Here is a 26,914-nt window from a genome sequence, read left to right as displayed (position 1 = left end):
GATGAGACCATCGAGTCAAAATTGATGAGACTCGGGAATCAATCCATTGGGAATATGCAGTTGCGCCTTATCAATGGTGATGGGCGTGCAGAGGTCGAAGCAGCGCATATCAGACCCGTTGACCTGCGGGCGGGAGGAGACGAAGCGCTACATTCAGTTTCGCACCGACCCGCATCGGAAAACCTTCACCATAGCTGTCGCTCGTTCCGGCGTAGACATGCTGCGTCGCGGCCAAGCAAAGCTGCCGTTCGCGAACGGTCGACCTCTTACCAACGTCTGCAACGGTATGGCTCTAGCACCTGACCTAAGAACTCCGAGCTTGAAGCGCCTTTATCTCAGCGCCTATGTAAATGAATGCAGCAATGTTTTGATCAAAAACAAAGTCCAATGCCGTGCCGTAGCCTGAATTGGTTTGTGACATATCGAAACCCAGTCGGGTCAATGTTTCCGACACTGATCCACCCGTGTGGGCATCGGCATTCCTTAAGTCAGCCGTGAGAAAAAGAGGTGCTAGATTGGCATTGCGATCAGATATTTCTGAGTCTTGGTGGCCACCGCTGAAATTCGCCGTCGTTTCTTGATTACTGTTAAGACGCTCGAGAATATTGGTCAGTATCTGCAACAGTTTGAGACTGCCAAAGCTTTTGTAGCTTTTAGGATCGTGCCCCCCTTGATCTACAATCCGCCTCAATATTCCGTTAGGTATCTTCTGCCATAGTTCGTGGATCTCTTTGCATCGAGAAAGAAATTGTTGCTCGGACATGCTTAACGGGGCTACTTGAGCAAGGCGACTTAATTTGGGGTAAGGCAACCAATGCTCGGCTTCTAGTTCTTCCCTAGAAATACCGATCAATTCTTCGCACGTCGGGCCTCCAAGGCCGAGATCAGTTGCTAGCCAAGCTACGCCGTCCGCCAGGTCCAGAAGTGCCTCCAGAAACCCCTGAACTTTGGCAACGATATGCTCTTCGTTCAAGTCAGTTTGGTCTACTATTTTTTGAGGAACAACGTGCGCATGTGCCCAAACAATTTCTCTATCAGGCTTCGGTTTGTATAGTTCTCTCAGCCTAACTCTGATCAGGTTTCGCCCGACGCGCCTGCAATCGGTGAATGACCATTGCCCTGAGTATGCAGGATTACACGTCCAATCACCATGTGTCTGGAAAGGAGTGGTTTGGTAGAAACTGTTTTGTTCGTACCTCTCGAGGAATCGGTCATCGAGAAAAATTGGCGTCGGTTCGACTAGAGCGTTTGCACGCTGATGATCCACAACTCCGGCAATGCCAGGCCAACTCAAACCGGCGGCGGCTTGCACAGCGCACAGCTCCGGAGTAACGGCGCAAACTACGGCCCAAAGCTGCATCAAAGTCTTTCCGTTGATCCGTCGAATGTCTAGTTCGTACCAACCATTTTCGGGCTTCGCACAAAAGTGACCGCCATCCCTCAAAAGATCTGAAATCTCTTTAGTTTCTTGAATGTTTGCCTCGTAGAAAAAGACTCTTGTCCCGTGCTTCCCCTGCATCCACAGGTATTTTCGCAGATACTCGTTCGACATTCGCCAACTTACGTTGCGACTAGCCCGGTAGTAGTACGAACTGGAGATTTCGCCTTCAGCAATACCAAACTCGGGCAGCGATAAGTCATCGTAAATCAGTCTCTGGTCGTCACCTCCGACACAACGGGGCGACAAGCCAAGCGCCATCCATAGTTTCTCTGCCAGGTGATAACTGTAAAACGACCCATTGCCATAAGACGCAACAACGTAGTCGTGACCTGATATGCTAGGTGCGTGGCCAGCCAATCCACCGCATTCATCAACTACAGGGGTCGAAAAGCTGACAACGCCGTCTGAAACTTCGCCGAAATTGGCAACCGAGAGCGCGTCAGCTTCATCGGTCAAGGCCATAACCATATGAACGTACTCGTAGCCAGGTCCGTATTGGTCATGCTCATAGCGGGTCGTAATCTCAGGGCGCTCAAATGGGTCCAACCCAACTGGGGTGAGTAGTTCCCGTAGCTTTGGCGAAATGCAGCTTTCAGGCAGATTCAGTTCATGAAGGTAGTTAATGGCGCTCATTTTCCCAATTTATCTTCGTGTTCCTATTTTGGCAGCGTAGCCTTGATCACGTTTAGTCCTGCAGCCAGTCGTTGTGACAAATCGCTAAATTGGTTCCTCAAAGTTCCATGGCGTTTGCGAGCAACCGCTATTGCTAGGCGTCGACCCTTTGGATCACCATGTGCCTTTGCAGGGTTGCGTAAGGCATGTAGCTCGCGAAGCGGAGCAACGGCATCTTTGGCCTGATCTTCGGCTCTTCCCGTTGACGCAAGGGCGACCTCAAGCAACTTAAGTGAGCCCCAATCCTTCTCGTAGACGCCCGTGTTAGCGTCGATGATCGCCCTCAAGCCCTTAGCGAGAAAGCCTTCTACGGCGAGGTGGTCTAGTGCCAGAATTTCGTCGCCCCACTCCGACGACGAATCCGTCACCGGATAGTGGACGGCATCGCGCATTTCCGAACCGCGCGGTTTCCACCAAGACGGCGGGTCTTGATCCAGCTCGGCGATGATACGCTTTACATCCTCCAAGAAATCATCTGTTGTCGTAAATTCGCCGAGAATGTCGGTTTGATAGGCCCGTTCAGAAATTCCAGCCTTTGGCGCTTCGTTGAATGACTGCCAATATAGCTGCTCATCATAGGGCAGGTTTGCCAAGTAGCCGATATAGGTATGCACTTGCCCTGCCTCATTGATGTCATAGGTTTTGAGATGCCATGCGCCACGGCAGCTAATGCTTCGGTCACCAAAGGTGTATTTCTCTGGATCGGCCTTGTACTTCTGAAGCACTTCGGGTCTAAAAAAGGCGGGCGAAATCTCCCATGGCAAGCCTGAATCTGTGAAGTAATTGACGATGTGGTCGGGCGAGCACGAGGTTTCAACCAACTCATCCGCATTTTTGCGGTCGATGATCAGAAAGGACGCATACTGTAGATTGCTTTTTTCCTCTTCTGCTTTCCATTCTTCCGCCAGAGCTTCCGGAGTAAGACTGGTACGGAGGATTATCTGTCCGTTAACATAGCTGGCGTGCTGAGGAACCTTTCGTTGCCTGTAAAACAGGTCCCTAGTCTCGAAAACATCCTCAGCGCCTTCGGGCCAGCCGTTGAACCCACCCATAGCGAACCGTGTGAAATCAAACAGGCTGACCAAACTGGTACCAGTAAGAGCCATGTAGCTTGCCAAATCATGCGAGCGTATCGTGACCGCGCGCACTTGTTGCCAGGGATCATGAGTAACATCCCGATAAACAGAAATGATCGGTTCAATTTCGCCTCGATTATTTAGCCTACAATAGGCATTCCGCTCATCCATGAAGTACAGTCCAAGCGCATGCACAAGCTTCTGGCTGATTTCTATCGTAGGTTCATAGTCTTTGACGCCTTCAAACGAGCGCACAAACACCAGCTTTTCGCTGCCAACAAGCGATTGGCAGCCGGGGTGGTCCAATGGTGGTTGCAGATAAACGCGATACCCCTCACCGCCACCATAAGCTCGCTGAATGATCCAAGAGTCATCTGGCATGATGTAAGCCCGATCAAGATCAGCATGGTCGGGTGGGTCAAGCACCTCATTAGGGGTTAATACCGAATGAATTAGCATATGCGGACCGGATGCATAAATCACGATCTCGTCGGCTTTCAGAATGTCCTTGAAGATTTCAATGCTCTGGTCAGCGTTTTCTAGCCATTCGCCGCGATTTTCGTCTGGAATTCTTGCAATTGGTAGAAGCTTATCCAGCGTATTTTTGGGCATCCAGATCCTCATTGTAGGGTGAATTGCAACTTTGCCGCCAATACATGGCGCGCAATAGCATCATAGCCTCTCAGGTTACCTCTGCTGTGTTTCAAGATCAATGTCAGCTTTTTATTTGCTGTCGGAGCCTGTGGGCTGTTGCAGCGAACTTCCGGAGTCCGCCCGTTGAACCACGAAGGCGGGAAACGCTGCGATAATCGATGTCTCCGCGCTTCCCGCCTTCGCTACCGTGTATGACGTTATCGAGCGCCTCGCAGATTCTCATCTTAGCTGTCGCGGCGTTCTTAAGTGAGCTGTCGCGCTATATATGGGATCAGTTCGACAAACAGATGCACCAACTCTGCGCCACGCTTGGTTAGCCAAAACTAACCCTTGAAGTGACGCCCCAGGCGCAGGGAAAGCCGCCACGCCGACGGATGGAAAACTGCGAAACCCGCCCCTGGAACCGCGTCACGCCACTGCCAAGCTGTTCACACCGAAATCCTGGCGTAGAAGAACGCGTTGATCAGACGTTCCTTGTCATCGAAGCTTAGAAGATATATAGTTGGAGGCGTCCGGAGCATTGAGTTGCGGACAACTTGGTCAGTCCCACACAATGGGGCTGCGGAAACAATCAGATTCGGCTGGCGCTAGTTTGTTGGTCCATCTGACGTAGTCAGTCCCACATAGTGGGGCTGCGGAATAACCCGCTGCACATTCTTTGTGCAGCGGGATTTTTATTTCAGCCTTTTCGGCGGAAGTTTTTTCAATCCGGACTGACCTCGACGCTAACATCTGGGGCATTTTCAAACGGCTGTTGCGGGGAGATTACATCCGACAAATACAGTGCGCCGATCTGCGCCGTCAGCGGGTTGAAAGAAAATCCTGATGGATCAGGCAACTCCGTGATGGTAGGCTTCGTCGCGTGGCACATCCTTTTCTCTTCGGAGAATTGACGGTGTCTTGAACACGGCCATGATATGCCACCCCTCAGGCGCCATCACCAACTTTCCCGCGCCGCTTGGAGCGTGCGCACACGGCATTCAATCTCATCAGCCATTCAATCCGGTGCGGTCAGTAGGCGAATCCTTCTTCGCGCAGGTCATGCCAGACGCGGGGTACCTCGGCCGTTGGCGACGCCGAGCCTCGGGTCAAGCCCGTCCACGCCACAGGCTGCTTACAACTCTGTCTGCCGAAGCCATCTAAAAAAGGGCCTCAAACGAGCATTCGTAGCTAACCACACAACTCAAGGCACTTGTTCTTGTTCTTGCGTCGCTGGGGCCCTTATGAAGCTAGTTGTTGGATTCGAAGCGGCTGTCCGCTCAAGCACGACAGACGGAGCCACAAGCGACAATCCACCTGTCGAAAAGCGTTAAACTTTTGTCGAAAGCGACAAACCTAGTGTCGTCTTTCAATGAAAGCAGTGGTGAGCCCGACAGGATTCGAACCTGTGACCCACTGATTAAAAGTCAGTTGCTCTACCAACTGAGCTACGGGCCCAACGGGGGGCTTACTAGGATTGGCGGCGGTGAGCGTCAAGCGGAAAAGCGATCCTCACTGGCGGATTTTTTTCCCGCGGCTTATATGCGGGATCATGAGCAATGATTTTCCCTCCGGCCTGCCCTTCATGAAGATGCACGGGCTGGGCAATGATTTCGTCGTGATCGACCTGCGTTCGGGGGGAACACCTCCGGCGGAGGGTCTTGTCGCGCGTATTGCCGACCGGAACCGGGGGATCGGATTCGATCAGCTCGCCACGATCCAGCTGGACGATCAGGCGGATGTCAGGCTGCGGTTCTGGAACAGCGACGGCTCGCTCAGTTCGGCTTGCGGCAACGCCACGCGCTGCATCGCCCGCCATGTCATGGACGAGACGGGGCGCGACCGGCTCAGCCTGCGCACCGATCACGGGGTGCTGCTGGCCGAGGATGCCGGGGATGGGCTGACGCGGGTCAATATGGGACAGCCGGTGCTGGACTGGCGGCAGATACCGCTGGCGCAGGAGGTCGATATCGATCACCTGCCGGTCCCCGGCGATCCGGCGGCGACCGGAATGGGAAACCCGCATATGACTTTCTTCACCGAGGATGCCGCGGCGATCGACCTGAACGGATTCGGCTCCGAGCATGAGCATCACCCGCTGTATCCCGAGCGCACGAATGTCGAGATCGTGCAGGTGATCTCGGACAGTGAAATCCTGCTGCGGATATGGGAGCGGGGAACCGGCCCGACGCTGGCCTCGGGCTCCTGTTCCTGCGCGGCGGCGGTGGCTGCGGCGCGGCGCGGGCTTACGGGTCGGCGGGTCAGGGTCAATGTGCCCGGAGGCCTGCTGCATATCGACTGGCGCGAGGATGGCGTCTGGATGGAAGGGCCGACGGCGCATGTCTTTTCGGGCGTGCTGACGCCGGAATGGCTGTCTGCATGAGCGCGCCGGTCTTCTCCACGCTCGGCTGTCGGCTGAATGCCTACGAGACCGAGGCCATGCGCGAGATGGCAGAGGCCGCGGGCATGTCTGGCGCGGTGGTGGTCAATACCTGCGCCGTGACGGCCGAGGCGGTGCGCAAGGCGCGGCAGGAGATCCGGCGGCTGGCGCGGGAAAATCCCGGCGCCCCGGTAATCGTGACCGGATGCGCGGCGCAGACCGAGCCGGAAACCTTTGCCGCCATGTCCGAAGTGACCCGCGTCATCGGCAATCACGAAAAGATGCAGCCCGAGACATGGGCGCAGATGCGCAGCCCCGACCTGATCGGCGAGACCGAGAAAATCCGCGTCGATGACATCATGTCGGTAAAGGAAACCGCGGGCCACCTGATCGACGGCTTCGGCCGTCACCGCGCCTATGTGCAGGTCCAGAACGGCTGTGATCACCGCTGCACCTTCTGCATCATCCCCTATGGGCGCGGCAATTCGCGCAGCGTCCCGGCGGGCGTGGTGGTCGAGCAGATCAAGCGGCTGGTCGGGCGCGGCTTCAACGAGGTGGTGCTGACCGGGGTGGACCTGACCTCGTGGGGAGCCGATCTGCCGGGGCAGCCCCGGTTGGGCGACCTGGTGATGCGGATCCTGCGGCTGGTGCCGGATTTGCCGCGCTTGCGAATCAGCTCCATCGACTCGATCGAGGCGGATGAGAACCTGATGCTGGCCATCGCCTCTGAATCCCGGCTGATGCCGCATCTGCACGTGTCCCTGCAGGCGGGCGACGACATGATCCTGAAACGGATGAAACGCCGCCATCTGCGCGACGATGCCATCCGGTTCTGCGAAGAGGCGCGGAAACTGCGTCCCGAGATCGTGTTCGGCGCCGATATCATCGCCGGTTTTCCCACCGAGACCGAGGCGATGTTCGAGAACTCCCTGCGGCTGGTCGAGGATTGCGGGCTGACCTTCCTGCATGTCTTCCCCTATTCGGCGCGCAAGGGCACCCCGGCGGCGCGGATGCCTGCCGTCAAGGGGCCGGTGATCCGCGAACGCGCCGCTCGGCTGCGCGAGGCCGGCGAGCACGCGCTGCGCAAGCATCTGGAGGCGCAGGTGGGGCAGATGCACCACGTGCTGACCGAGGGTCCACGCCTGGGCCGGACCGAGCAGTTCACCGAGGTCGCTTTCGCCGAGGACCAACCCGAGGGCGCGTTGATGGAAACGCGCATATCCGGGCAGGACGGCACCCGCCTGGTGGCGTGATGACCGCCCTTTCCCGGCAAGAGAGCAGCCGCATGTATCCCGACCCGGCCTTCCGGCGGGCAGGTCGCCGAGGTCATTCCGTGGCCCGGGGAAAATGGACAAAGCGAAAGCCGCGCCTTCACGCCAAGTTCTGCCAGAGTTTGGTGCGGCCTTGCAGCGCCGGCTTTCCCATGACTATTTTCCGCCGATATTCCATCGCCACAAAGGACAATCCGTGAAATCCATTGTCCATATCGGTCACCCCAAAACCGGGACGACTTCCATCCAGAAATTCCTGTGGACGAACAGGGCGTCGCTGCGCCAGCAGGGCATCCTGTATCGCCGTTACAGCCGCCTGATCGAGCAGCCGGAGCTCGCCGTTACCGTCCACCACCGCCTTGGTGCGATCGTTTCCAACCCTCTTCTGTGCTCCAGCCTGGGTATCCGCGACATATCCAGTCAGGCAAAGGTTGTAAAACGCTTCGAAGCGGCGGTTGCAGCCGATCTTTCCTCGACCGGGGCTCACACGATGGTCTTCTCATGTGAATATCTCGGCATACCGTCTCGCGGGCACCCCGGCATATCGGCGCTGCGCGACTGGCTTGCGGAACGTTTCAAGGAAACGCGCATCATTCTTTATATCCGTCGGCAGGATCAATTCCTGGAAAGCGATTATTCCCAGTATCTGCGCAATGGGGGACATTTGTCATTCGAAACATGGCTAACCACTGCGAAACCTCCCAACTTGAACCAGATGGTCCTGCGTTGGGAACGTGTGTTCGGTCCCGACGCGCTGGAAGTTCGGGTTTTCGATCGCCGGTGTCTCGCGAAAGGTAATCTCGTAGACGATTTCTGCACTGTTGCGGGGCTGCCTCTGGACGGGATGTCTCGACAACCGCTGGTACGAAACAAACAATATTCGATGCGGCAAGCGGAACTCGTTCGTCGATGCAATTCCTTCGTGCCGGAAGGTTTGCGGTCGAAGACCTCGGGGCGCATTGCGCGGAAACTCTGCCGTGTCTTGATCGAGTCCCTCGTTCCCGCAGGCATCGGAAGAATCCATCTGCCTGCACAGGCACGCCAGATGATTCTCGAGGACGTTCGCCGTTCAAACGAGGCTCTGAGGCAGAGGCGCTTTCCGGATAGCAAGGAACTCCTCCCGGGCACCTCCTGTGGGAGCTGAACGGCGTGGCTCGGTGGGGCATTTCCACCGGTATCGGCCCGGGTTATTCTGCCCCCCGCTAGCCTGCATGGGGTCTCCATTCAACATCACGGCCTTTTGAAATCGGGTGCAGTCTCCTGGTGACGCGCCTTGACCGGCAATGGATAGGGACAGAAAGGTTGATCCCTCTCCCCCAGGAGAATATGTCGTTTTCCTTATGTCAAAAAGCCGCCTTGAGTGCGTTTACAAGCGCCGTCTTGTTCGAATCAGAAACAATGAACGGAGATATGTCCGGTTCTCCGGAAACCAAAGAGCCAATCTCATCAAGCTCAAGGCGTGGAAAAATATTCCGATCAAAACCGCTGCTGTAGTCGGCGAATTTATATTCGTGCGATTTATGGCTCTTTATATCAAGCCAATAACAGGGAACGCGGAAACTATCGGCAACGATAAGACCATGCAGGCTGGAGGACACAATCCCTCGGCAAGACGAAATCGCCTTCAAGACATCCAGCACCGGAGACGTCGGATCAATAAGCAGGCAATTATTATCTCGAATAACCTCCCGAATCTTTGGTGAGTTTCGATGTGAAAAATGCGGAACGACTCCCCAAATATGCTTCTTTTCCTGAGGTTCGATAAGAAGATCAGATAGAATGCCCGGATCACCCAATGGAAGATCATCTCTAAGCCCGAGGGCCCTGCGCGTATTCACTCCCCTGACCGCCAATGGATTGATGCAGCCATGCAAGCGATCAATGTCTTCCTCCATCAGACCGCTTCCCCAAACCATCAATTCACTGCTACGGTTAACTCGGTTGGCTGCCTTGGAAACTTGCGACAAGATGCTGCCAATACTCGCCAGATCACAATTTTCCGGTTCCGCCCACTCGACGGGGCGCTGAAGAATATGTGAAACGACGAGTGGTCCGAGTTCGTCGCCAAAGTTTCCAGCGGCTTTGCCTCCCCCTCTGCGAAACCAGTGAATTCGCAGTGGCTTTCCGATCGATGATCCTGTATTCATTCTCTCATTATCCATTAGCCTGTCGGTTCCACCGGAAGTCATTTTGTTCCCTCAAGCACAGGTTTTCCAAAAATTGCATCCCTCAGGATATTCGAAATGGATTCTGAAGTTGAGCCCGCATCTTTCAGCTTCAAGAGTTGGTCTTCGGTGCTTTCGGGATCGTCCAAGTCGATGACGATGGTGTTTGGATGCTCGTCAATAAATCTATCAAACCGTGAAAACGGATCTTCGACTTTCCCCCGCGCAATCATATCCTCTATCTCGGCTGCCGTCTCGCTTCCTTTCAGGATGGATTTGAGAGGCAGAAACCCTTTTCGTTTCTTTTCCAAGTGCTTGGAACGGCTGCGCACCACATAATCACCGAAACCGTCCAGAACGGATTCTCTGCCGCGCGTCAGAAATACCACGACCTCCTCGTCAAGTGGCCAATCCGATTCCGGGGCCGATTTGGTGAAGTTATCGAAATATCGGCATCCCAGTTGCGTCGATCTCTTGTTCTTCTGGGCGCGTTTCACGCCCTCGATCAAATTGGTGATGGGACGTTTATCGAAGGCTTTGGCGTGCCAGAACATCGTCGCGTTATCCCGGCAACTCGCCTCCAATCTCTTTACGATGTCTGGTGTATCACGCAGGCCGATTGTGGTAATACTGAGAAGCACGGATCTGGGAATATCGCCGGTCAAGGTGTTTTCGGAGACCTTGGCCGGGGACAATGATTTCACCAGATTGCGCGATTCAATCACCTCTGCCTCGGTGATCTTACCTTCCGTACTGCGCTTCAGTATGTTTCGAAGCTGAACCGACGCCTCACTCTTCAAGACGTTCCTCAGCCGGTTTGTGCAATTCTCGACCGCCCGACAGTGGAGATCATTCAATTCCTTGTCCGATTTCAACCGCCTCAATTTCGATCTGAATTTTGGCGCCAACTTTGCGAGCTTGAGATCCAATGATTCGTTCTTATCTGCCGACCTCCAATAATCGATGCCATGACGATTGGAATTCATCAGACCATCGCCCCTGAATATCTTCAGCATATATTCATCCAGGCTCTTGATCATGAAATGAGCTACCTCGGCGTTCTCCCGGAGAATGCGATTCTTGCCGCCGTTCCAGGTGAGCTTTCCAGGATCGAGGCGGTTTCCGTCTGGATCGATCCAATGAAAATCATCATCACTTGCAAGGCTTTGCCCGTTTTGCATCACCTTCTTCGGAAAATGAATTGCGAGCCGAAGATTCTCATTCTGCTTGAACAGGGTTTTAACCCCAACCTTTGGGTTATTGGAAATATCCATGGACAGATCAAATCTGTCAATTACGGGACGGTCTTTAAAAGTTAGCTGTTTGGAAGAGCCGAATATTCTCCATGGAACAACCATCATGGTTGCATTCGCGGCCTCCATGGAGGAGATTAAAGATTTCACATCGTGAGGTTTGTTCTTGATGGCAAGGAATTCATCCGCATCCAGAACCATAACATAATCAGATGATTTTACTTCGGCGGTTGCGTTGGCCAATTTCAAGGCTCGCGAGTGAGGCTTCGCTCCAAGCGGCACTTCATTCAAGTAATAAAAAATCTCACCTTTTTTGTGCAAGCGGGACAGCATTTCATGCGTCCCATCGGTGCAATCATTCGCGAATACCACAACGCGATCAAACCCGATGGACCGATGATAAGCTACCCATTCCAGAATATATGGCGCTTCATTTTTCATCGACGTAACAACAGTCGCAATAGCCATATGCTCAAATCCTCTCTCATGACACGCGGTCTGCCCACATCGCCGCAGCAACTACGACTCTATCGGGTTTGCCGTCAGCTTTTTAGTATCCACGCACGGGAGTAAACCCCCATCTCCTGTACGAACCGAATTCAGCGGAATGTAGCTGAAATCCGAAGTGATCGCCCGAATCGGAGACATGCCGTCTCCCGCTTGTGAAGCCCAGGCCCCGGGGACGAGCCTGATATTCCTTGTTCCGGTCCGATCGCCGCGCGGGCAGGCAGATCGCCTCGAAAACCTATCAACATCCGGGCACAGTCATTCACCGCATCCCGTGAGACATATCTCCGGCAATCCATGGCAACCGGGGCGCAGGGAGGGCACTCAGATTTCCGATTCCCTTATTGCAGCGGAATCGAAAAGGAGCATGTGCTCTCCGGCATCTCTCAAAAAATTGCCATCGATCTCGATATGATGCATTTCATTGAAACATGCTGCGAAAGTATCTTATGGGATTTTTGGGCATAAAACATCACGGCCTCTGGTGATGTTCGGGATTTCCGCGTCAAGCATTTCACTCTCCATTTAAACATGACCTTATGTAAATTCCTGCCAGAAAAACGCGATTCATAATAAGCTGCTATCGAACCGGCCACCGAATCACGAAACGGGGCGCTCTGGCAACAGCAGCTCGTCCTGCGGCGCACTGCCGGTTTCCAAATTGCGGGTTATGGCCACGGCAAACATCAACCGTTTCAAGAACTCCTATCTGTGGCATGATCATCGTCAACGCATCATGACCGGATTCCGCAATTACACAGCCAGAACGCAACCTGCCGTTGCCATGAACATCGATCCCGGACACCCGGATGGTTGCAGCCGCTGGCCGGATTTTTCAGGATTGCGTCGCAGCTGTCAAGGTCGAACCAGAGGCAACCCCTGACAAGCAGCGCTGGAAACTCCTGCCATCGGGAGATATGCAAAGATCACGTTACCGGCAGTTCCGCGAGCTGCTGCAAAGCGCAATCCATATTTCAAGACGGCAACCATGCAAGACACACGGCCGAAGTCACCGCCGCTCTCGGAACTGACACGCCCACAGGTCCGCTGGATCCTCGGCGGGGTCGTGATGACATTGGCGACGATGCCGGGGCAGACCAATTTCATCGCCCAGTTCAATGCCGCGCTGCGTGCGGAATTCGGGCTGAGCAACGGGGCCTTTGGCGCGATCTACACGCTGGCGACGCTGATCAGCGCGACCGGGCTGGTCTTTGCGGGGGTGCTGGCCGACCGGATCGCACCGCTGAAACTGGCATGCGCCTCGATTGCAGGGCTTGCGGTCACAGCCGTCCTGATGTCGCGGGTCGAGGGCCTGCCGCTTCTGGTTCTGGCATTGATGTTCCTGCGATTCTTCGGACAGGGCATGCTGATGCATATCGCCATGACCGCCATGGCCCGCTGGTTCAACAGGTTTCGGGGCCGGGCGATCTCGTTCGCCGCCTTCGGCATCACCATCGGGGATTCGCTGCTGCCGTTCACGCTGACAGTCTCGATCCTCGCCTTCGGCTGGCGCAGCGTCTGGATCGCGACGGCAATCTTCCTGGTGGTGGTGCTGATCCCGCTGCTGCTTTTCCTGCTTCGCGATCCCCCGGACAGCAAGCGGGCACGGCAGTCGGGGGCAATCAATCCGGACGCGGCATTGTCCGACATCCCGACCGGGCTGAACTGGTCGCGCGCCCGGGTCCTGCGCGATCCGCTGTTCTTCATGATCCTGCCGGGCATCATGTCCATGCCCGGGATCGGCACGCTCTTCGTCTTTCACCAGGCCAATCTTGCCGCGCTGAAAGGCTGGCCGATCGAGACCTATACGGCGTTCTTTCCGGTCATGTCCCTGACCGTCGCTGCGGCCTCCCTGACCGCCGGCTTCATGGTGGACCGGATCGGGGCATGGCGGCTGATGCCGATATTCCTGTTGCCGCTGACATTGGCCTGCATTCTCGTGGCGACGCTGCATCCGGTCTGGGCGATTCCGCTGATCTTCCTGTGCTTCGGCCTGACGCAGGGCGTCATGAATCCGATCATCGGGGCGCTTTGGGTCGAGCTTTACGGCACCGCGCATATCGGGGCGGTGCGGTCCCTTGCCACGGCGGCGCTCGTGGCCGCGACTGCGCTTGGGCCGGGGATCTCCGGGGTTCTGATCGACCTGGGGATCAATCTCGAACGGCAGGCCGTGGTTTATGCCGCATGGTGCCTGTCCTGGTCCGGCATCTATCTGTGGCTGCAGCCGAGATTCGGTTTTCGCGCCCGTGAACTGGTCTGAGCAAAAGCCCCAAGGCTTCAGTGCCGAGCGCCCTTGCAGCCCACGCAGAGGGTGAAGATCGGATCGAGCTGAAGACGGGCAAGGGGAATCGGATCACCGCATTCCTCGCAATATCCGAACTCTCCTTCGGCGATCCGGTGCAGTGCTGCCTCGATGGCGGCAATACGCTGGTAGCGCCGCGCATCGACGGCATTCGCCATCGCCTGGTTTTGCATCGCATCCATGCGTGACAATCGGCCGACGCTCTGCTGATCCAGTTCCACCGGCTTGCGGGCATCGGCGGTTTCGGAGGACGCCGATTTCAGTTGCTCAAGCTCCAGTTTCAGAAGGGGCCCGAAATGGGCCGCCATGTCCTCGGGATGCACCAGTATTCTCCTGTATTTGGGTCAGCCTGAAACGTCGATCCCATGTGATCGGTAGCACGAAACCGGCCATGGCGTAACATTTCGTCCGCAAGGACCGTGGAACGGGCGGCAGGCGGGAACAATTCCTCCCGTGATCGAACCACCGGATGCCTCTCTTGCCATGAGCTGTGAAAACATTGCCGATTCTCGGGAACGAGTTCACGATCGGGCAAAGACATTGCCGCCCCGCAGGGTTCCCATGGAATTGCCTGCACCTGTCCAAAGCCCCATCCGGCGATTGCCATGCGGCGGTCAGCGCCCCGCCGCGATGGCCAGCCCGTCGGTGACCGCGGTGAAAACCTCGCTGAACGAATGGCGCGCAGCAGGGAATTGTGCCTTCATCGTGTCCGAAACCATGGCCATCAGGCTGGAGCCGCCGACATAGATCACCTGCTGGACCTCCGCCGGATCAATGCCGGCGATTTGCAGCGTTTCCCGCGCTCCGCCTGCCAGCAATTCCGCGTGCCGCGAAAGGCTCCGCGCCATTCCATCGGCTGGCAATGGCGCAAACAGGCCGCGCTCGATCTGGTCCAGCAGGATGCGGGACTGCCCGTCTCCGTCATTGGTGGCGATCTTGCCGCGTTCGACGGCAAAGGCCAGGTCATGACCAAGTTCGTCATCCAGCACCGTCGCCAGACGGGACAGCCGGTCCGGAAACTGTGCCAGGCGCACCATCTCCGCGACCATCCGGCGGTTCTGCGGCGTATAGACGAAGGGAATCTTCTCCCATGTGGCAAGATCGTTGAAGATCGCGTTCGGGGTGGGCGACATGCCCGGTCCCATCGCCTTGCGCAACTCGGTTCCCTTGCCCAGCAGCGGCATCACGTGATCGATATTGATCGACCGGTCGAAATCCGTGCCACCGATGCGCACACCGTGATTGGCAAGGATCGTCACGCCCTCATTGCCGGAACGGAACAGCGAGAAATCCGAGGTGCCACCCCCGACATCGACGATCAGCCCGATCGCGCCGGGTTGTTCCAGCGCGCCGCCTGCAATGGCGGCGGCCTCGGGTTCGGGCATGAAATCCACCTCGCGAAACCCCGCCGCCAGGTAACAGCTTCGCAGATCCGCCTCGGCCTGCTTCTCGCGCGGATCGCCGGAACCGTGGAACACCACCGGCCGGCCCGACAGGACATGGTCGAAAACAATCCCGGCTTCGGCTTCGGCACGGATCTTGATCCGGTTCAGGAAGCGGGCGACGATCTCGACGAAGGTCACCCTTTCGTTGAGGATCTGGCGTGTCTCATGCATCAGCGTGGTGCCGAGCACCCGCTTGAGCGCACGCATGAAGCGCCCCTCCGCACCGTCCAGAAGCGCCCTGTTGGCGGCCTCGCCGATCAATGTCTGCCGGGTCTCGTAGTCGAAAAAGAAGGTCGTCGGCAGCGTGGTCTGGCCGGGCGCCATCTGGATCAGCCGTGGCTTGCCATCGCAAAGATAGCCCGCAGCCGAATTGGAGGTGCCGAAATCGACACCCAAGATGCGGGCCTGCCGTGCCATGCCCATCCCTCCGGTTCGAGACAAGGAGCGGGTCGATAGGGGGCGGGAATATGGATGTCAAGCGAACAGGCACGCAAGGTTGCGCAATCGCGGCAATTCGGCCCTGCCCGCCCCGATCATCCCCGAAGATATGCGGGGCCTGGTGAAGCCGTTTCAAGATGGCGTCACCATCATCCCCTTGCCGGGCCGCGCTCACCATCCTGCGGTCGATATTGCCTTGCCGGAAATTGCCACTCGATCGTCTCGCGGCGCGCCCGATCTCCACGGTATCGGCCCTGGGTGGCAATGTGCTATTCTCGGCTCACACCGTCGAGGAGATACCGGGATGTCCGAACTGGTGACGATCTGGACCTATGACTGGGTGCCCAGGGGCCCGCGCGGTTATGTGCGCGATCTCAGGCTTCGTTGGGCGCTTGAGGAGGCGGGCATAGACTATGTCGTCGCGACCGTCCCCTTCGATGATCGCGGCCCCGATCACCTCGCCAGGCAACCCTTCGCGCAAATCCCCTTCCTTGAGGATGGCGATATTCGCGTTTTCGAGAGTGGGGCCTGCCTTCTGCACCTGGCGGAGAAGAGCGAAACACTGATGCCCCGCGAGGCCAGGGGAAAAGCCGATACGCTGCAATGGCTGATCGCCGGGCTGAACTCGATCGAGATGGTCACCGTGCTTGGTGGTTCATCAACCTGTCCGGACCGGAGGAAAATCCCCTCGCCGGCTGGATGGAGCAGCGTTTCGACCGGCTGGAGGCGGTCTTGAAAAAGCGGGAATGGCTGGCGGCCTCACGTTTCACGATCGCGGATATCCTGATGTCCGACGCGCTTCGCATGCCGAACAAGCTGGGCAAGCTGGAGAATTACGGAGCACTCAGGGCCTACGTCGCGCGCGCTTGCAATCGCCCGGCTTTCCAGAAGGCGCATCAGGATCAATTGGCGCATTTCGAGGCGGCAGATGCGGTCAGGGACCAGGCCGGAATCTGAGCGTCAGGCTCATTCTTACCGCGCGAACTCCGCTGGAGGGACGCTCGATCCCGAGTGAGGATGGCATCCGTCGTCCCGGCAGGTCCTGCGTTTCGTCCGGCCATGGCCGCTATCGGTCACCGGAACGATGGCCAAGAGCCTCGCCACCGGTTTTCGGACAGGCATCGGATTCCTGCTTCCGATCATCCCGACGCGCATCACCCGTAGCCCACCATTGCAGGCAACGGAAGTTCACAGGTCATTTCTTGATGGTGCCGATTTTCAGGGGGTCTCTGACAGTTGGGTCGCGTGAGGCGACTGTATTCTGGCGGAGCGAGAGTCCGTCACTATGGTCGCGGAAGAATATTAATATATTGTTATTAAACAATTTTATTTTTCGCACATTAGCACTTTCGTTAGCAAAAGCATTAGCAGATTTTGAGTCGCTTAACCTGCTCTATCCAAGCACAATCCCCGCAGCGCGAGTTCGAATTCCGTTAGCGATACTCTCCGCCAAGTCGGTCGGGAAACCTGCGGGTAGAGTTGCCGTAGTGTCCGCCAATGCAGCATCGATCCGAGCGGCGATGTCTTCCAGCACCTCTTCTGCCAGTGCCACGCCGAAACCCGCCGCCCTCGCTGCTTGCAGGAAGTGGCGTGGCACGATTTCATTGACCCGATAATGACCATCTATCGCCATCGCGAGGCGCATCCGGTTCTGACGGATCTGCCCGTCATCAACTGCCTTCTGCGCACTGAGCACATCGTAGAGGGGCGTCATGCGGAAACCGCCGGGACGCAACGCGATGCTGAAATTCTTCGCATGACCGTCGGTCGCTCCCAAAAGCCAAAACAGTGCTTGCGCACGGAAGAACGCCCGCCGATCCAATTCAGGGGTATCGCTGCCTTCCAGCAGGGCGATTCCGTCGGAAAATCCCGGTCCACCGTCCGTCTGGTATTTTTGACTTGGAGCGATTCCAAGTGCCTGGCAGAAGTCCTCCTGGGGAAGACGGATCAACCGCCCTGCCCCGGTCCATTGCCGGTCAAAGCGCGTCACGATGAGACTGCGCACTTCCTCGAAATCCGCAATCTCTACTTCGGCCACAGCCGCCCCCATCCTGCGGCAAAAATTCATGCAGAAATACTCGTTCTCGACACTGTCGGAGAGATTGATACCGCTCGGCAATTCGCCGATCTGCGTCTTGAGGATATGGGTGGTGGGCGTCAGGCCGGCGGGACGTAACCATTTCCCGTCATGACGCAGCAATGCTGTCTTTTCCTGAGCGCCCGCGATCGAGATGCGGAAGTCATTTTCCGCATCCAGCCCCAATGGAGCGCTCGCTAGGTTGCGCAGCATAGCGGCGATTTGCACGTCATCTACCGGTTCTCCTTGCAGGGCCGGTGCTTCCGGCACCTCTCCGGAAACGAATTGCAGTGCGCCCACGCAATCGCGGCCGATCTTTTCGAGGATGTGCCAGGCATCGGTGCCCTCTGCCCGCACCTTGGCTGCGACACGCTCACGGATCGCCTGATTGTCGGGCAGCAGGTTTTCCAGATAGGCGATGACCGGCCCGCCGTGATACGCTTCTTCGCGCAGAGGCAACGAGAGCGAGATCGGCATCGCATGCTGCCAAGCGAGCCAATCCGGATCATAGGTGAAGCTGATCGCGCCGGACCTGGCCAGGCGCAATTGCCCCACGAGCCGCCCGTTCAAAAGCACCTGCATCGTGCCGCCACGCCCACGCTTCGCCATCAGAAGATGTCCTCAATCTCGACCGATCCGCCACGCTCAACCAATCGGAATTCCAATCCGAGCGCAGCCATCACCGCCAAAACGGTTGCCAGTTTCGTGCCGGCATCACCGTTTTCGAGCGACGATATTGTTGCCACGCGTAGATTGGTGCGCGTGCTTATATCGCCCTGAGTCCAGCCGCGCGCCTTGCGGGCACGACGGATCGCCTCGCCGATCTGTTCGGCAGTTCTTGCTGTAAGGTTCACGGCACGCCTCCTTTACGCCACAGCGTAAAACGACTTTAGTTACGCTTCAACGTAAATTTTTATAATTTACTCCAAGGCGTAAATCCATAGCGCCTGATCCGCTGACGCAGTGGAACACGTTCAAGGTTTACCCGGCAATCTGAAGGGAGGAATGGCTAGACCGCGCCCCGTCCCGCGCCGGATCCCTATCCGAGTGTCGGATCAATGGGCATCGGGAAGTTCCAGCGTCTCGTTTACCGGACCTGGATACTCGGCAGCCAGGCGGTCCCTCGGTCCGGGTGGTCCCACCGCCCGCACTAAACGGCATCCGTTCGGAACGCATCGCCCGAGCTCCAATCTCGGGCGACCATTATTCTCCACCTTCCTGCCCAAATCAGCGAGTTTCATCCAGCAGATCCGTCAACCTGCGCACCCGCTCAGGAGTTACTGCCGGATCGCGCCCACCTGAAATGACCCTGATGAACTCGATCCAGTCACGCTCGTTGGCTGTCAATTCTCCCCATGTGCTTATCGACGCTGGATGGGCGGGCAACATGAACATCCCGTCGCTCATTTCCCGAAATACCCCCGGATCGCCGCACGCCCTTTGGCAGTCATATGCGGATCCTTGTGATTGGACCCATCACGAATCTCGTTGAGCCACTGCAACTCATTCTGGGTGACGGGTGTCCCGAACACGCTCACCACCGCCGCTGCCGCTGCGGGGCCGATCGACTGCTCCAGAGACAGCCGCATCAAAAGGGCGGGATCGACCTCCAGCGCCCGGGCCAGGTCCGGCACCCGGTCGAGTGGAACCTTGTTCGCCCCGGTTTTCAACATCGTCAAGAAGTTCGAGTTCCGGAAGCCCGCCTCGGTGGCGATTTCTCCCTGGGTCTTGCTATGCTTCAGGTCGCGGACACGATCAGCAATAAGTTTTGCGGCTGCACTATCGGCGTAAGGGTGGGCCATGCTTGGTCTCTGCTGTTATTGAACACAGACCGACCATACTGACCCGGCCGCTCACCGTCGGGTGGGATCAACACAGATCGTGAGGGAAGTGCGAAGTCCTAGGAAAATCCCGATTGCATGAAAGGGATGCAGCCGGTGCTCGGACCGTTCCGATCTGCCAAACGTCCGTCCCGATGGCCGAAGATTGGTTTGAAGCGGCGCAACTAGGGCTTGAGCACCGTTGAACCGTCCTCCATCTTACGCACAACGCAAATCTTCACCCCCTTACCGGACCGCCAAATGATCCCAATCGAACTTCTCACCCCTGACGCCTTCGTTCCCTTCGGCACAGCCTTAGGCTTTGCGTCTCGCCACACCCCCGACACCGCTTTCTTCTCTACGGCCTCCGATTTCTGGCATGAGCACGGCTTTGTCTCCGGCGAGGCGCAAACCGAAATCCTCTGGGTGGTCTATCGCAACCCTGAGCTGGCCATCACCAGGCTCGAAGCCCACACCGTCACCGAACAGGCGCTGATTCCCTTGACCGGCCCCATCGTCCACATCGTCGCCCGCTCCGGCCCCGACGGCGCGCCCGATCCGCGGACGGTCAAGGCCTTCACCATCGAACCTGGTCAGGGAATCGTTATGGCCAAAGAATGCTGGCACGCTACACGCGTTTTCTCTGGTGACGTCACCTGCGCTATGCTTACCCGCGCTGCGACCACAAGGGACCTCGTCGCCCACCTCCATGCCGACACACCGCTTGCAGAAAGCCACTATGCCGATATCGACATATCGATCGAGAATACTGCAGAACGATAAATTCGGTTATTCGCTTGGGTTCCAGACGTGCCATCTGCACGTCGGTCAGCCAGAAAAGATCAACCATGTCAAAGCTCCATTTTCCGAGCCGTGAATCACGCAGCGAGACCAAAATCAATGCATCCTGACCCGATCGCACGAAGGGGGTGCAGCCAGTGCTCAGCACTTCAGCGATTGCCAACCCTCCGGACCACGTCGCTCACGTTACATTCGCGTTCTTCAAATGCCTTTTGACCTCCCCGGCAAGATTCTCCAGATACTCGTCCGCCCACAGGTGCCATTTATACCATCGGGGAGGCGCCAAGCTATCAGATGAATATACCCTTGTCGGACCGACATCTCGAAAAACTACCTCTTCAGGCTGTCGGGCATTTCAAAACGGCTTTCTCCCAGAGTTCTCGCGAGATCCTTCAGTGTGCCGGATCCATGCGCGATCAGAACCTTCGGCCGAATGAGGTCAAGCAACCCTCGGAAGACCTCCATCCCATGCGCCTTTCCTCCGACGTGCTCGCTTTTACTGAGGTCCCCGCTCATCGGAGAAGAATAGCAAATGACGTTCGTTTCAAGAATATGCTCGATGCCCCTGGAACGAAGGCGCCGCGTTAATGCGTCAGTATTCATCCTCGTGCGAGACGGCATCGGCGCAATCTCGTCGTATATTCCGCGACAAGTTTCACCGTTTCGGTTGAACAGTGCGTTGATGTGGCGCTCTTGACTACCGACCTTACTTACCTCGTAGCCGTGTTTCTGGTTCCTTCCAACGATAAAAACCTCGGCTTTATGGGGTTCCGGACTGTCCGTCATCCAGGGGCGTGGAAACTGTCCGTTAATTGCTCGGGTCCATCCGCGGATATGTCGTTCCAGCTGATCCATCATTTTCTCAGTAAGCATGTTGTTCATTTTTCAAGGCATGATTCTAGGCCGCCGCAGCAAGGTCAATGGCAATACTGAAGTTTCAGCTTGCCTCAGGCCTTCAAGCTCGCGCGACAATTTTTCCGAAGGTTCGTCCGCTTTTGAGATAGCCGTGCACCTCGCGAAACAGGGCAATAGAAACGCAGGCGGCAGGTTCGAGTATTGGCGCCTGCACCCGTCGAGCAACGATACTGTCCGTCTACAGGCTTAGCCCAACCGCTCCGGGCGGAATGAGATCCCGGATAATATCAGGCTGGAAATGCTGAAAACGATCCCTGACTGGGCCGTGTCTTGACGGATAACCGCCTTAACTCGGGATGCTGGACCGCAGATTCCTTGATCTCGAGATCAGTTCAGTCGCTTGATCGAGGAAATGATGCCCTGCCGGTTTATGGTGGTGCGCGAATCACCTTTCGGCCAGCACCATTGCTTCCCGGTGACGTAGCTGACGGCAACGCATTGATTGCTGTTCATGCACCGCCGCTCGCATTCATCCAGGCTGATATTGCGGATCCCGTTTGCAAGCAGGTCACCCCCAAGGATATCCAAGTTTGCTGCGCGCTCCATTGAAAATGCCGGTGGTGTGGGAGTAATTGGCTGAGGTGTCGTAGCCGCGGGGGGCAGAGGGGGACTTCGGAAGAAATTCTGCATGCAGCCATCCACCATCTCGCGGATCTTGGGGTCATAGACACTGCCTTGGAAGCCATAGGACATGGAGTAATCTTGGTTGAAGACCTTGATTCCGGCCGATGAGTTCCCGGCAAGAATTGCTGCATTGGCGGGCGTTACAATATAGGAGAGAATGGTATTTCCGTCCCCGTGTTTGATGAATTTATACTCATGAATCGTCAGGTCCTGACCAGAAGAGTGGAACAGAGGTGGCCCAGTGAAGGCATTTGGTGGCTCCTGAAGGAAAGCCATCCCATGAGCTCCGTATTTTCCACAGGAGAAGGTCATGACATTGCGACCGACGAGGGCGTCCTGCTCAACGCGCAAATAAATCATGCCATCGAGGTTCTTGTATTCCACGATCGTTTCGCTGACGCCTTGTGAGACCACGCCAGTTTCAAGCAGACGCTCTGGAGTAACCCAAGTAATACTGCCTCCTGATGCCGAGACGATATCGGAAAAGAAGCCCGGATCGACATCGCGCGACTTGATATATTCGAGGATGATGGCACTCAGATCCTGGCTTGTTGACATGGCCTCTGAGGCGCTCATCTCCTCTTGGCTGTAGAACTTGTGAACTCCGAGCTTTTCCCCAGGCGTGATGTAGCGATACTTGGCGCCGAGATAGGCATAAACACAGGCACTCGCACAGAATGCCGTGTTACTCTCGCCGATATTGGCAACGGTTTTCTCCGGGCGAGAGGCGATCAATCTGCCAAGCGGATGCCTTCAATCAGAGATCCGCCAGGTGAATTGAAATTGAAATCGATCTCCAGAACTTCATTCCCCGCATGTTTTCCAAGTTCCAGTCTCAACTTTTCGGAATCACCGGGGACAATTTCGCCGCTGAGATGGACTGTCACAATCGGTGGGAGAAGATTGGTCGCCGGTTTATATTCACTCGCGATCTCCATCGCACCACCGGCTCCGGACAGGAGCATGTTCGCGAGAAGAAAAGCAGGCAAGAGGATGGCATATCGGAACATGTGAGCGTTATTGTTTTGATTGATCGGGCCTAGCCTGTTGGGCTGATCAATCTGCTCACATCGTCGGCGAAAAAACAACTCGGGATGGAGACCTTATATTGATTTTTATGCGACACCTATTCAGCCAACATTTCCCAAGTGGTCAGCCGTTTGACGGGAAGCTTGCCTGACGAGGCAAACGTCTCGAGCGTTTTGCACCCCTGGTAACAGTTTCGTTCGCGGAAGCGGCTGGTATTGCGAGCGCCTGGTTCGACGGCCTGTATATACGTCTGCAGTGATCGCAAACGCCCAGAAAGTCCGCGTGGCAGTCATCGTCTTCTGCGTGTGCATCAACCGCATTGGGCGACTTCATCACTTCCCCAACAACGATCATACCCCGGCACAGTCATTTCACGCCTTTGTCACATGCCGCCAATATCCTGGATTTCGCGGCGTCGCCCTGTTTCGCCGCTTTGCGGAGCCACTCACCCGTGCCATCTTTTGGGCGCGGGTTTTCTTTGCCTATGGATCAAGCACCGCCTTGAATGGATGCAAGCAAACGAACCAATTTCACATGACAACATCGCATCGGGTGCATTCCGCTTGATTGGCGATGCTACCGATCGGCAGTCTGACAGACAGGGCCAATGTTCAACAGGGAAAGCCCGAGCCCGCAATCCTCCTCCCTGCGGGTGTCCACCCCACGTGACCACTCCTCCCAGAGCCGCGTGGGGCCTCCCCCGAACAGAAAGTGACGCACCCTCCCCAGTCACGCCGACTTTCTCTTCCCTCCGATCCGGCAACCATTGAGCAGACGGTGCTGCCGTGTCAACGGAAACGTGATCCCTGATCGATGATGTGCTATAGTCAGACGCGCAACTCATCGCCGAGGGGCAGCGCGCCGCGATTCACCAGGGCGGCAACAAGGCTCGTGGGCGGCAGGTTCGGGTTTCCAGGAGAAAGGCCACCGAGCAACTGTTACCGCCTGTCTACTGAGCTTATTGCCGGCATTCAGAGTCGATCGCGAGCCTGGGCGACGCCCGACCTACCGCCGTTCCCCGGCAAGACCCAGTTCCTCCCACATCCAGCTGAAATCGTATTCCGCCATCGGCGTTCCAGCCTAGCGGACACTGCCGTTTTCCAGTTGCTTGAGCCAAGCGTCCGTGCCAGACCTCGTCCTGCGTCACGAAGCGGATCAGCGGATCAAGATCATGGCTGGCTTTCATGGGCTACGATTCCTCCGCTCGATCATCTGGGCCGTGCTTAGCGGAGAATCAGGAAGCGCGCCAGAAATGTCGGTGAAGCCAACTCGCTGGCGGTCAGCACATGGCTTTCGTGCTCCATGACAGCAAATGCGCTCACTTGAATTGATGCTTCAGACGGCACATATTGATGCTGAAACTGATGCAGGATTTTGCCATGCGCACAACCGTAACCATTGACGATGACCTCTTCGAACGGGCAGTCGCGCTCTCAGATGCTGGCCTGGAGAAACCGTCGGACATCTTCAAGGAAGCCATGACCACCTTTGTCCGGGTCCAATCGGCACGGCGTCTTGCCGCATTGGGTGGGGCGGCACCCGACATGGCAGATATCCCGCGTCGGTCTGCCCCTGCATGAATATCCTGGTCGATACCTCGGTTTGGGTTCAGCATTTCAGACAACGCGATGATCACCTCGTCCAGCTTCTCGAAACGGACCGGGTCCTGATCCACCCGTTGATCGTGGCGGAACTTGCCTGCGGAACCCCGCCGGAACCGCGTGAACGGACCCTGTCGAACCTGAGAAATCTTCGCGCGTGCAATCAGGTAACGCTGGATGAGACGGTGACCTTCATCGAACGGGAAAGACTGTTCGGTCGGGGATGCGGTCTGGTCGATCTCGTGTTACTCGCCTCGACCCTAATCACCGAGGGAACGCGGCTCTGGACCCAGGACAAACGTCTCGCAAACCTGGCGAACCTCTTCAAGATCGGATATCCGGCCGAGCCATCCTAGCGATGGGACGAGTCACGGGATCGAGATCATGACTGGCTTTCATGGGCGAGCGGCTTGACGCGCGCTGCCGTTTTCCAGTTGCTTCAACCACGCCACCACGCCACCACGCCCATTCTCTTCGATGCCGATCGTGACACCTCCCTCGGTGATTGGTCAATCAGATGAGACCCGGCGGGATGCTGGCTCAGAGGCGGCGATTCAGAGACTCGCAGAGAGACTCATACAGCACGCGTAAGGCCTCCCCGGTGGTCTGACACCTGAAAGACGCTAACGCGCGTCAGTGAGTCTCTCTGCCGCTCTGGCGAGTCATCCGAGCGAAATAGGTGCGAGCTTGATCGGAAGAAGCGCGCGAATGACGCCAGAACGGCACGACGCTTCGTCAGGCCGGAGCATCGGACCGAACCAGCTTCTTGTTCGCTGTGACGGGTGACGAAACGATACGGACACCGAGGAGGAATAGGCTCCGGTGTCCGTTTCTGAAAAGATGTGCAGAAGTTCACCCTCCGGAGGTCCGCCGCAGGCGGGCCGAGGATGGGTGAACTTCTGCTCGTATTATATGATACTCCTTAAGAGTAACCTTGTTTCTTCTTTTCTTCACTTCTTCATAGCTCGGGCAGAAGTTCGCCCTGTCGATGCACCTACCTCCGGGGTGCCAAGCGCCGCTTCGCGGCCGCACGGCGAACCGGACAGAGGGGTGAGGCAGCTTCCGGTGCCGCAGACCGTCACCGCCACCTGCCCGCGGTCTGGCGCGGCGCCGCTCCGCAGCGTTCGGTCTAGCCACGGTCTGGTCATGGTCACCCTGGCTCCGTTTCACCCTCCGCGTCAAGATTACCTTCACGTCATTATGAGCCTGAAACGCTCACACAGCCACGCAGGAGATCACTGGCAGCTTGTTCCAGTTTTCCGCACCCATACGCACCCAAAAGCCTAAAGCCTCTCTGCGGTCAATTTTAGCGCGCTTGCGGTTGACGCTCGGAAGCGGCTCAGGTTATAAGTGATGCAGTGAAGTCACATAGTGAGGTTTTTATGCCGCAGCCAGCCGAATACACCGATCTTGACGCCGTCAAGCGCGAGCTTATCCGTCGCCATGACGATTTAGCCGACTATCGGGCAGGGCTTGACCAGATCGTTCGCTACCTTAGCGATCCTGACATTGGCACCTATCCGAACGCTGCGGCGTATATCAGCCGCCTTTCCGGTCAGATCGACACAATGAGCGGCCGCATCGCCGTGGCTAACACCCGCATCGCCGAGCTGGAAGCGCGGAAGGCAGAGCTTGAGGCAATCGAACGCGTCGAGGTTGATAGATTCTGGGCAGAGCTTGAGGCAGAGCTTGACGAGAAGCCTGAACCCGCCAGACGCGGACCCACGCCCGAGCCATACACGTCGCCCGTCGATGTTAAACCTGCCAAACCGCTGACCATTCAGGATGACGGGGCATTCATGGACGCCAACGGCAACCGTTGGGAGCCAGACCCGGAAGAATGCCCGCTCACTGGTCAGCGCATGTATTTCTGTCACAAGCTTAGCATCGGCTGGTCGGCTTCACACTTCTTCACGCCCGTCAAGCCTAAACTGAAGCGTAAATACATGTCCCGGTATGATCGCGCGAATAATCACTATCGCGATTGCAGGCACAGACTTGAGAAAGCCGAGGCGAACGGGGCCGCACCCGGCGTCATCGCTACGCTGAGCTATGAGACGGAAAAGGCGCGCGCTAAGATGATCGAAGAGCATGACCGCGCCGATGATCCGGAAATTCGGGAGCGCGAGAAGATCGACGCCTACCGCCTGACCGACGAAGGCCGCGAGCGGTATAACGCGAGCCGCCGCAAGGGTGACAAGCCGAATGCCAACCTGTCGCACCTGACACCGGATCAGAAAAAGAAGCGCAAGAACGCCCAGAAATCTATCTCCAAGTGGGCGAGAGGTCAGAAAGGTAAGCTGTCCGAGGAAGAAATCGCTGCCGAGGTCACACGCCGCGAAGCCAGGCTTGATATCGAATACAAGCAAATCGTGATGGCCGCAGTTACCGGCGACATGTCCGCAGCGATCAGCGCATGAAAATTTCTGCACCCAATGTCACTTTTCCTGTTGCGGCAATACCA

Annotated in this window: 24 protein-coding genes and 1 tRNA gene; 11 read left to right on the top strand and 14 right to left on the bottom strand. The window is 56.8% G+C overall.

Annotation, left to right across the window (positions count from 1 at the left end; all coding sequences use genetic code 11):
- Nucleotides 1-304: 304 nt before the first annotated feature.
- From A7A09_RS14110 to A7A09_RS14100, 3 genes are all read right to left on the bottom strand, one after another.
- Nucleotides 305-2,074 carry a hypothetical protein gene (locus tag A7A09_RS14110; protein WP_106691993.1) on the bottom strand — a complete coding sequence of 590 codons (1,770 nt, stop codon included), beginning with the start codon at nucleotides 2,072-2,074 and terminating at the stop codon, nucleotides 305-307.
- Nucleotides 2,075-2,097: 23 nt separating this feature from the next.
- The gene (locus A7A09_RS14105; protein WP_148043681.1) at nucleotides 2,098-3,801 is read right to left on the bottom strand and encodes a hypothetical protein; all 1,704 of its coding nucleotides are present in this window, start codon (nucleotides 3,799-3,801) and stop codon (nucleotides 2,098-2,100) included.
- A gap of 1,403 nt (nucleotides 3,802-5,204) precedes the next feature.
- A tRNA-Lys gene (locus tag A7A09_RS14100) sits at nucleotides 5,205-5,280 on the bottom strand.
- Between the two features lie 94 nt (nucleotides 5,281-5,374).
- Here A7A09_RS14100 and dapF point away from each other — a divergent pair.
- The 3 genes from dapF to A7A09_RS14085 all read left to right on the top strand — a co-directional run bounded on the left by dapF (nucleotide 5,375) and on the right by A7A09_RS14085 (nucleotide 8,617).
- Nucleotides 5,375-6,205: a diaminopimelate epimerase gene (gene dapF / locus A7A09_RS14095; protein WP_106691991.1), complete on the top strand. Its 831-nt coding sequence runs from the start codon at nucleotides 5,375-5,377 to the stop codon at nucleotides 6,203-6,205.
- Nucleotides 6,202-7,455, top strand: a complete 1,254-nt coding sequence (gene mtaB, locus A7A09_RS14090; protein WP_106691990.1) for a tRNA (N(6)-L-threonylcarbamoyladenosine(37)-C(2))-methylthiotransferase MtaB — start codon at nucleotides 6,202-6,204, stop codon at nucleotides 7,453-7,455. Before dapF ends, mtaB begins: the two co-directional genes overlap by 4 nt.
- A gap of 94 nt (nucleotides 7,456-7,549) precedes the next feature.
- Nucleotides 7,550-8,617, top strand: a complete 1,068-nt coding sequence (locus A7A09_RS14085) for a hypothetical protein (RefSeq protein ID WP_123225490.1) — start codon at nucleotides 7,550-7,552, stop codon at nucleotides 8,615-8,617.
- Nucleotides 8,618-8,816: 199 nt separating this feature from the next.
- On the opposite strand, the gene A7A09_RS14080 is transcribed toward A7A09_RS14085, so the two are convergent.
- Nucleotides 8,817-9,662, bottom strand: a complete 846-nt coding sequence (locus A7A09_RS14080; RefSeq protein ID WP_106691988.1) for a polysaccharide pyruvyl transferase family protein — start codon at nucleotides 9,660-9,662, stop codon at nucleotides 8,817-8,819.
- Nucleotides 9,659-11,359, bottom strand: coding sequence for a glycosyltransferase family 2 protein (locus tag A7A09_RS14075; RefSeq protein ID WP_106691987.1), 1,701 nt, complete (start codon nucleotides 11,357-11,359; stop codon nucleotides 9,659-9,661). Before A7A09_RS14075 ends, A7A09_RS14080 begins: the two co-directional genes overlap by 4 nt.
- 1,027 nt (nucleotides 11,360-12,386) lie before the next feature.
- Here A7A09_RS14075 and A7A09_RS14070 point away from each other — a divergent pair.
- The gene (locus A7A09_RS14070; protein WP_106691986.1) at nucleotides 12,387-13,658 is read left to right on the top strand and encodes an MFS transporter; all 1,272 of its coding nucleotides are present in this window, start codon (nucleotides 12,387-12,389) and stop codon (nucleotides 13,656-13,658) included.
- 17 nt (nucleotides 13,659-13,675) lie between these two features.
- On the opposite strand, the gene A7A09_RS14065 is transcribed toward A7A09_RS14070, so the two are convergent.
- Nucleotides 13,676-14,023 (bottom strand): TraR/DksA family transcriptional regulator, encoded by a 348-nt coding sequence (locus tag A7A09_RS14065; protein WP_245999358.1) that lies wholly within the window; start codon nucleotides 14,021-14,023, stop codon nucleotides 13,676-13,678.
- 291 nt (nucleotides 14,024-14,314) lie between these two features.
- On the bottom strand, nucleotides 14,315-15,562 hold the full coding sequence (locus tag A7A09_RS14060) for an Hsp70 family protein (protein WP_106692047.1): 1,248 nt from the start codon (nucleotides 15,560-15,562) through the stop codon (nucleotides 14,315-14,317).
- Between the two features lie 325 nt (nucleotides 15,563-15,887).
- On the opposite strand from A7A09_RS14060, the gene A7A09_RS14055 reads away from it, so the two are divergent.
- Both A7A09_RS14055 and A7A09_RS21585 read left to right on the top strand, forming a co-directional pair.
- Nucleotides 15,888-16,319: a glutathione S-transferase N-terminal domain-containing protein gene (locus A7A09_RS14055; RefSeq protein WP_245999357.1), complete on the top strand. Its 432-nt coding sequence runs from the start codon at nucleotides 15,888-15,890 to the stop codon at nucleotides 16,317-16,319.
- Nucleotides 16,316-16,540 (top strand): glutathione binding-like protein, encoded by a 225-nt coding sequence (locus A7A09_RS21585; RefSeq protein ID WP_245999356.1) that lies wholly within the window; start codon nucleotides 16,316-16,318, stop codon nucleotides 16,538-16,540. Before A7A09_RS14055 ends, A7A09_RS21585 begins: the two co-directional genes overlap by 4 nt.
- A 436-nt stretch (nucleotides 16,541-16,976) precedes the next feature.
- On the opposite strand, the gene A7A09_RS14050 is transcribed toward A7A09_RS21585, so the two are convergent.
- The 4 genes from A7A09_RS14050 to A7A09_RS14035 form a co-directional block, all read right to left on the bottom strand.
- Nucleotides 16,977-18,269, bottom strand: a complete 1,293-nt coding sequence (locus tag A7A09_RS14050; RefSeq protein ID WP_106691985.1) for a type II toxin-antitoxin system HipA family toxin — start codon at nucleotides 18,267-18,269, stop codon at nucleotides 16,977-16,979.
- Entirely contained in the window at nucleotides 18,269-18,514 is a 246-nt protein-coding gene (locus A7A09_RS14045; RefSeq protein WP_106691984.1) for a helix-turn-helix domain-containing protein, read from the bottom strand. The genes A7A09_RS14050 and A7A09_RS14045 overlap by 1 nt, the downstream gene beginning before the upstream one ends.
- A 373-nt stretch (nucleotides 18,515-18,887) precedes the next feature.
- On the bottom strand, nucleotides 18,888-19,067 hold the full coding sequence (locus tag A7A09_RS14040) for a hypothetical protein (protein WP_106691983.1): 180 nt from the start codon (nucleotides 19,065-19,067) through the stop codon (nucleotides 18,888-18,890).
- Nucleotides 19,064-19,462 (bottom strand): transcriptional regulator, encoded by a 399-nt coding sequence (locus tag A7A09_RS14035; RefSeq protein ID WP_106691982.1) that lies wholly within the window; start codon nucleotides 19,460-19,462, stop codon nucleotides 19,064-19,066. Before A7A09_RS14035 ends, A7A09_RS14040 begins: the two co-directional genes overlap by 4 nt.
- Before the next feature lie 279 nt (nucleotides 19,463-19,741).
- Here A7A09_RS14035 and A7A09_RS14030 point away from each other — a divergent pair, with 279 nt between their 5' ends.
- Nucleotides 19,742-20,263 (top strand): ureidoglycolate lyase, encoded by a 522-nt coding sequence (locus A7A09_RS14030; protein WP_106691981.1) that lies wholly within the window; start codon nucleotides 19,742-19,744, stop codon nucleotides 20,261-20,263.
- Between the two features lie 348 nt (nucleotides 20,264-20,611).
- Here the strand turns inward: A7A09_RS14030 and A7A09_RS14025 are convergent, their stop codons facing one another.
- From A7A09_RS14025 to A7A09_RS14015, 3 genes are all read right to left on the bottom strand, one after another.
- Nucleotides 20,612-21,154 carry a hypothetical protein gene (locus A7A09_RS14025; protein WP_170167114.1) on the bottom strand — a complete coding sequence of 181 codons (543 nt, stop codon included), beginning with the start codon at nucleotides 21,152-21,154 and terminating at the stop codon, nucleotides 20,612-20,614.
- 369 nt (nucleotides 21,155-21,523) lie between these two features.
- On the bottom strand, nucleotides 21,524-22,555 hold the full coding sequence (locus tag A7A09_RS14020) for a PAN domain-containing protein (RefSeq protein ID WP_106691979.1): 1,032 nt from the start codon (nucleotides 22,553-22,555) through the stop codon (nucleotides 21,524-21,526).
- Nucleotides 22,552-22,830: a hypothetical protein gene (locus tag A7A09_RS14015; RefSeq protein ID WP_106691978.1), complete on the bottom strand. Its 279-nt coding sequence runs from the start codon at nucleotides 22,828-22,830 to the stop codon at nucleotides 22,552-22,554. Before A7A09_RS14015 ends, A7A09_RS14020 begins: the two co-directional genes overlap by 4 nt.
- Nucleotides 22,831-23,131: 301 nt before the next feature.
- On the opposite strand from A7A09_RS14015, the gene A7A09_RS21105 reads away from it, so the two are divergent.
- The 4 genes from A7A09_RS21105 to A7A09_RS14000 all read left to right on the top strand — a co-directional run bounded on the left by A7A09_RS21105 (nucleotide 23,132) and on the right by A7A09_RS14000 (nucleotide 26,870).
- A complete protein-coding gene (locus A7A09_RS21105; RefSeq protein ID WP_148043680.1) occupies nucleotides 23,132-23,416 on the top strand; it encodes a hypothetical protein in 285 nt (94 codons plus the stop codon).
- 785 nt (nucleotides 23,417-24,201) lie between these two features.
- On the top strand, nucleotides 24,202-24,429 hold the full coding sequence (locus tag A7A09_RS14010) for a type II toxin-antitoxin system VapB family antitoxin (RefSeq protein WP_208021183.1): 228 nt from the start codon (nucleotides 24,202-24,204) through the stop codon (nucleotides 24,427-24,429).
- Nucleotides 24,426-24,806, top strand: a complete 381-nt coding sequence (locus A7A09_RS14005) for a type II toxin-antitoxin system VapC family toxin (RefSeq protein WP_106691977.1) — start codon at nucleotides 24,426-24,428, stop codon at nucleotides 24,804-24,806. The genes A7A09_RS14010 and A7A09_RS14005 overlap by 4 nt, the downstream gene beginning before the upstream one ends.
- Before the next feature lie 1,026 nt (nucleotides 24,807-25,832).
- On the top strand, nucleotides 25,833-26,870 hold the full coding sequence (locus A7A09_RS14000) for a hypothetical protein (RefSeq protein WP_106691976.1): 1,038 nt from the start codon (nucleotides 25,833-25,835) through the stop codon (nucleotides 26,868-26,870).
- Nucleotides 26,871-26,914 lie beyond the last annotated feature (44 nt).

Source organism: Paracoccus methylarcula (assembly GCF_003007735.2).
Lineage (GTDB): Bacteria > Pseudomonadota > Alphaproteobacteria > Rhodobacterales > Rhodobacteraceae > Paracoccus > Paracoccus methylarcula.
Note: the sequence above shows the minus strand (reverse complement) of the source record. Positions and strands in the feature narration are given on the sequence as shown.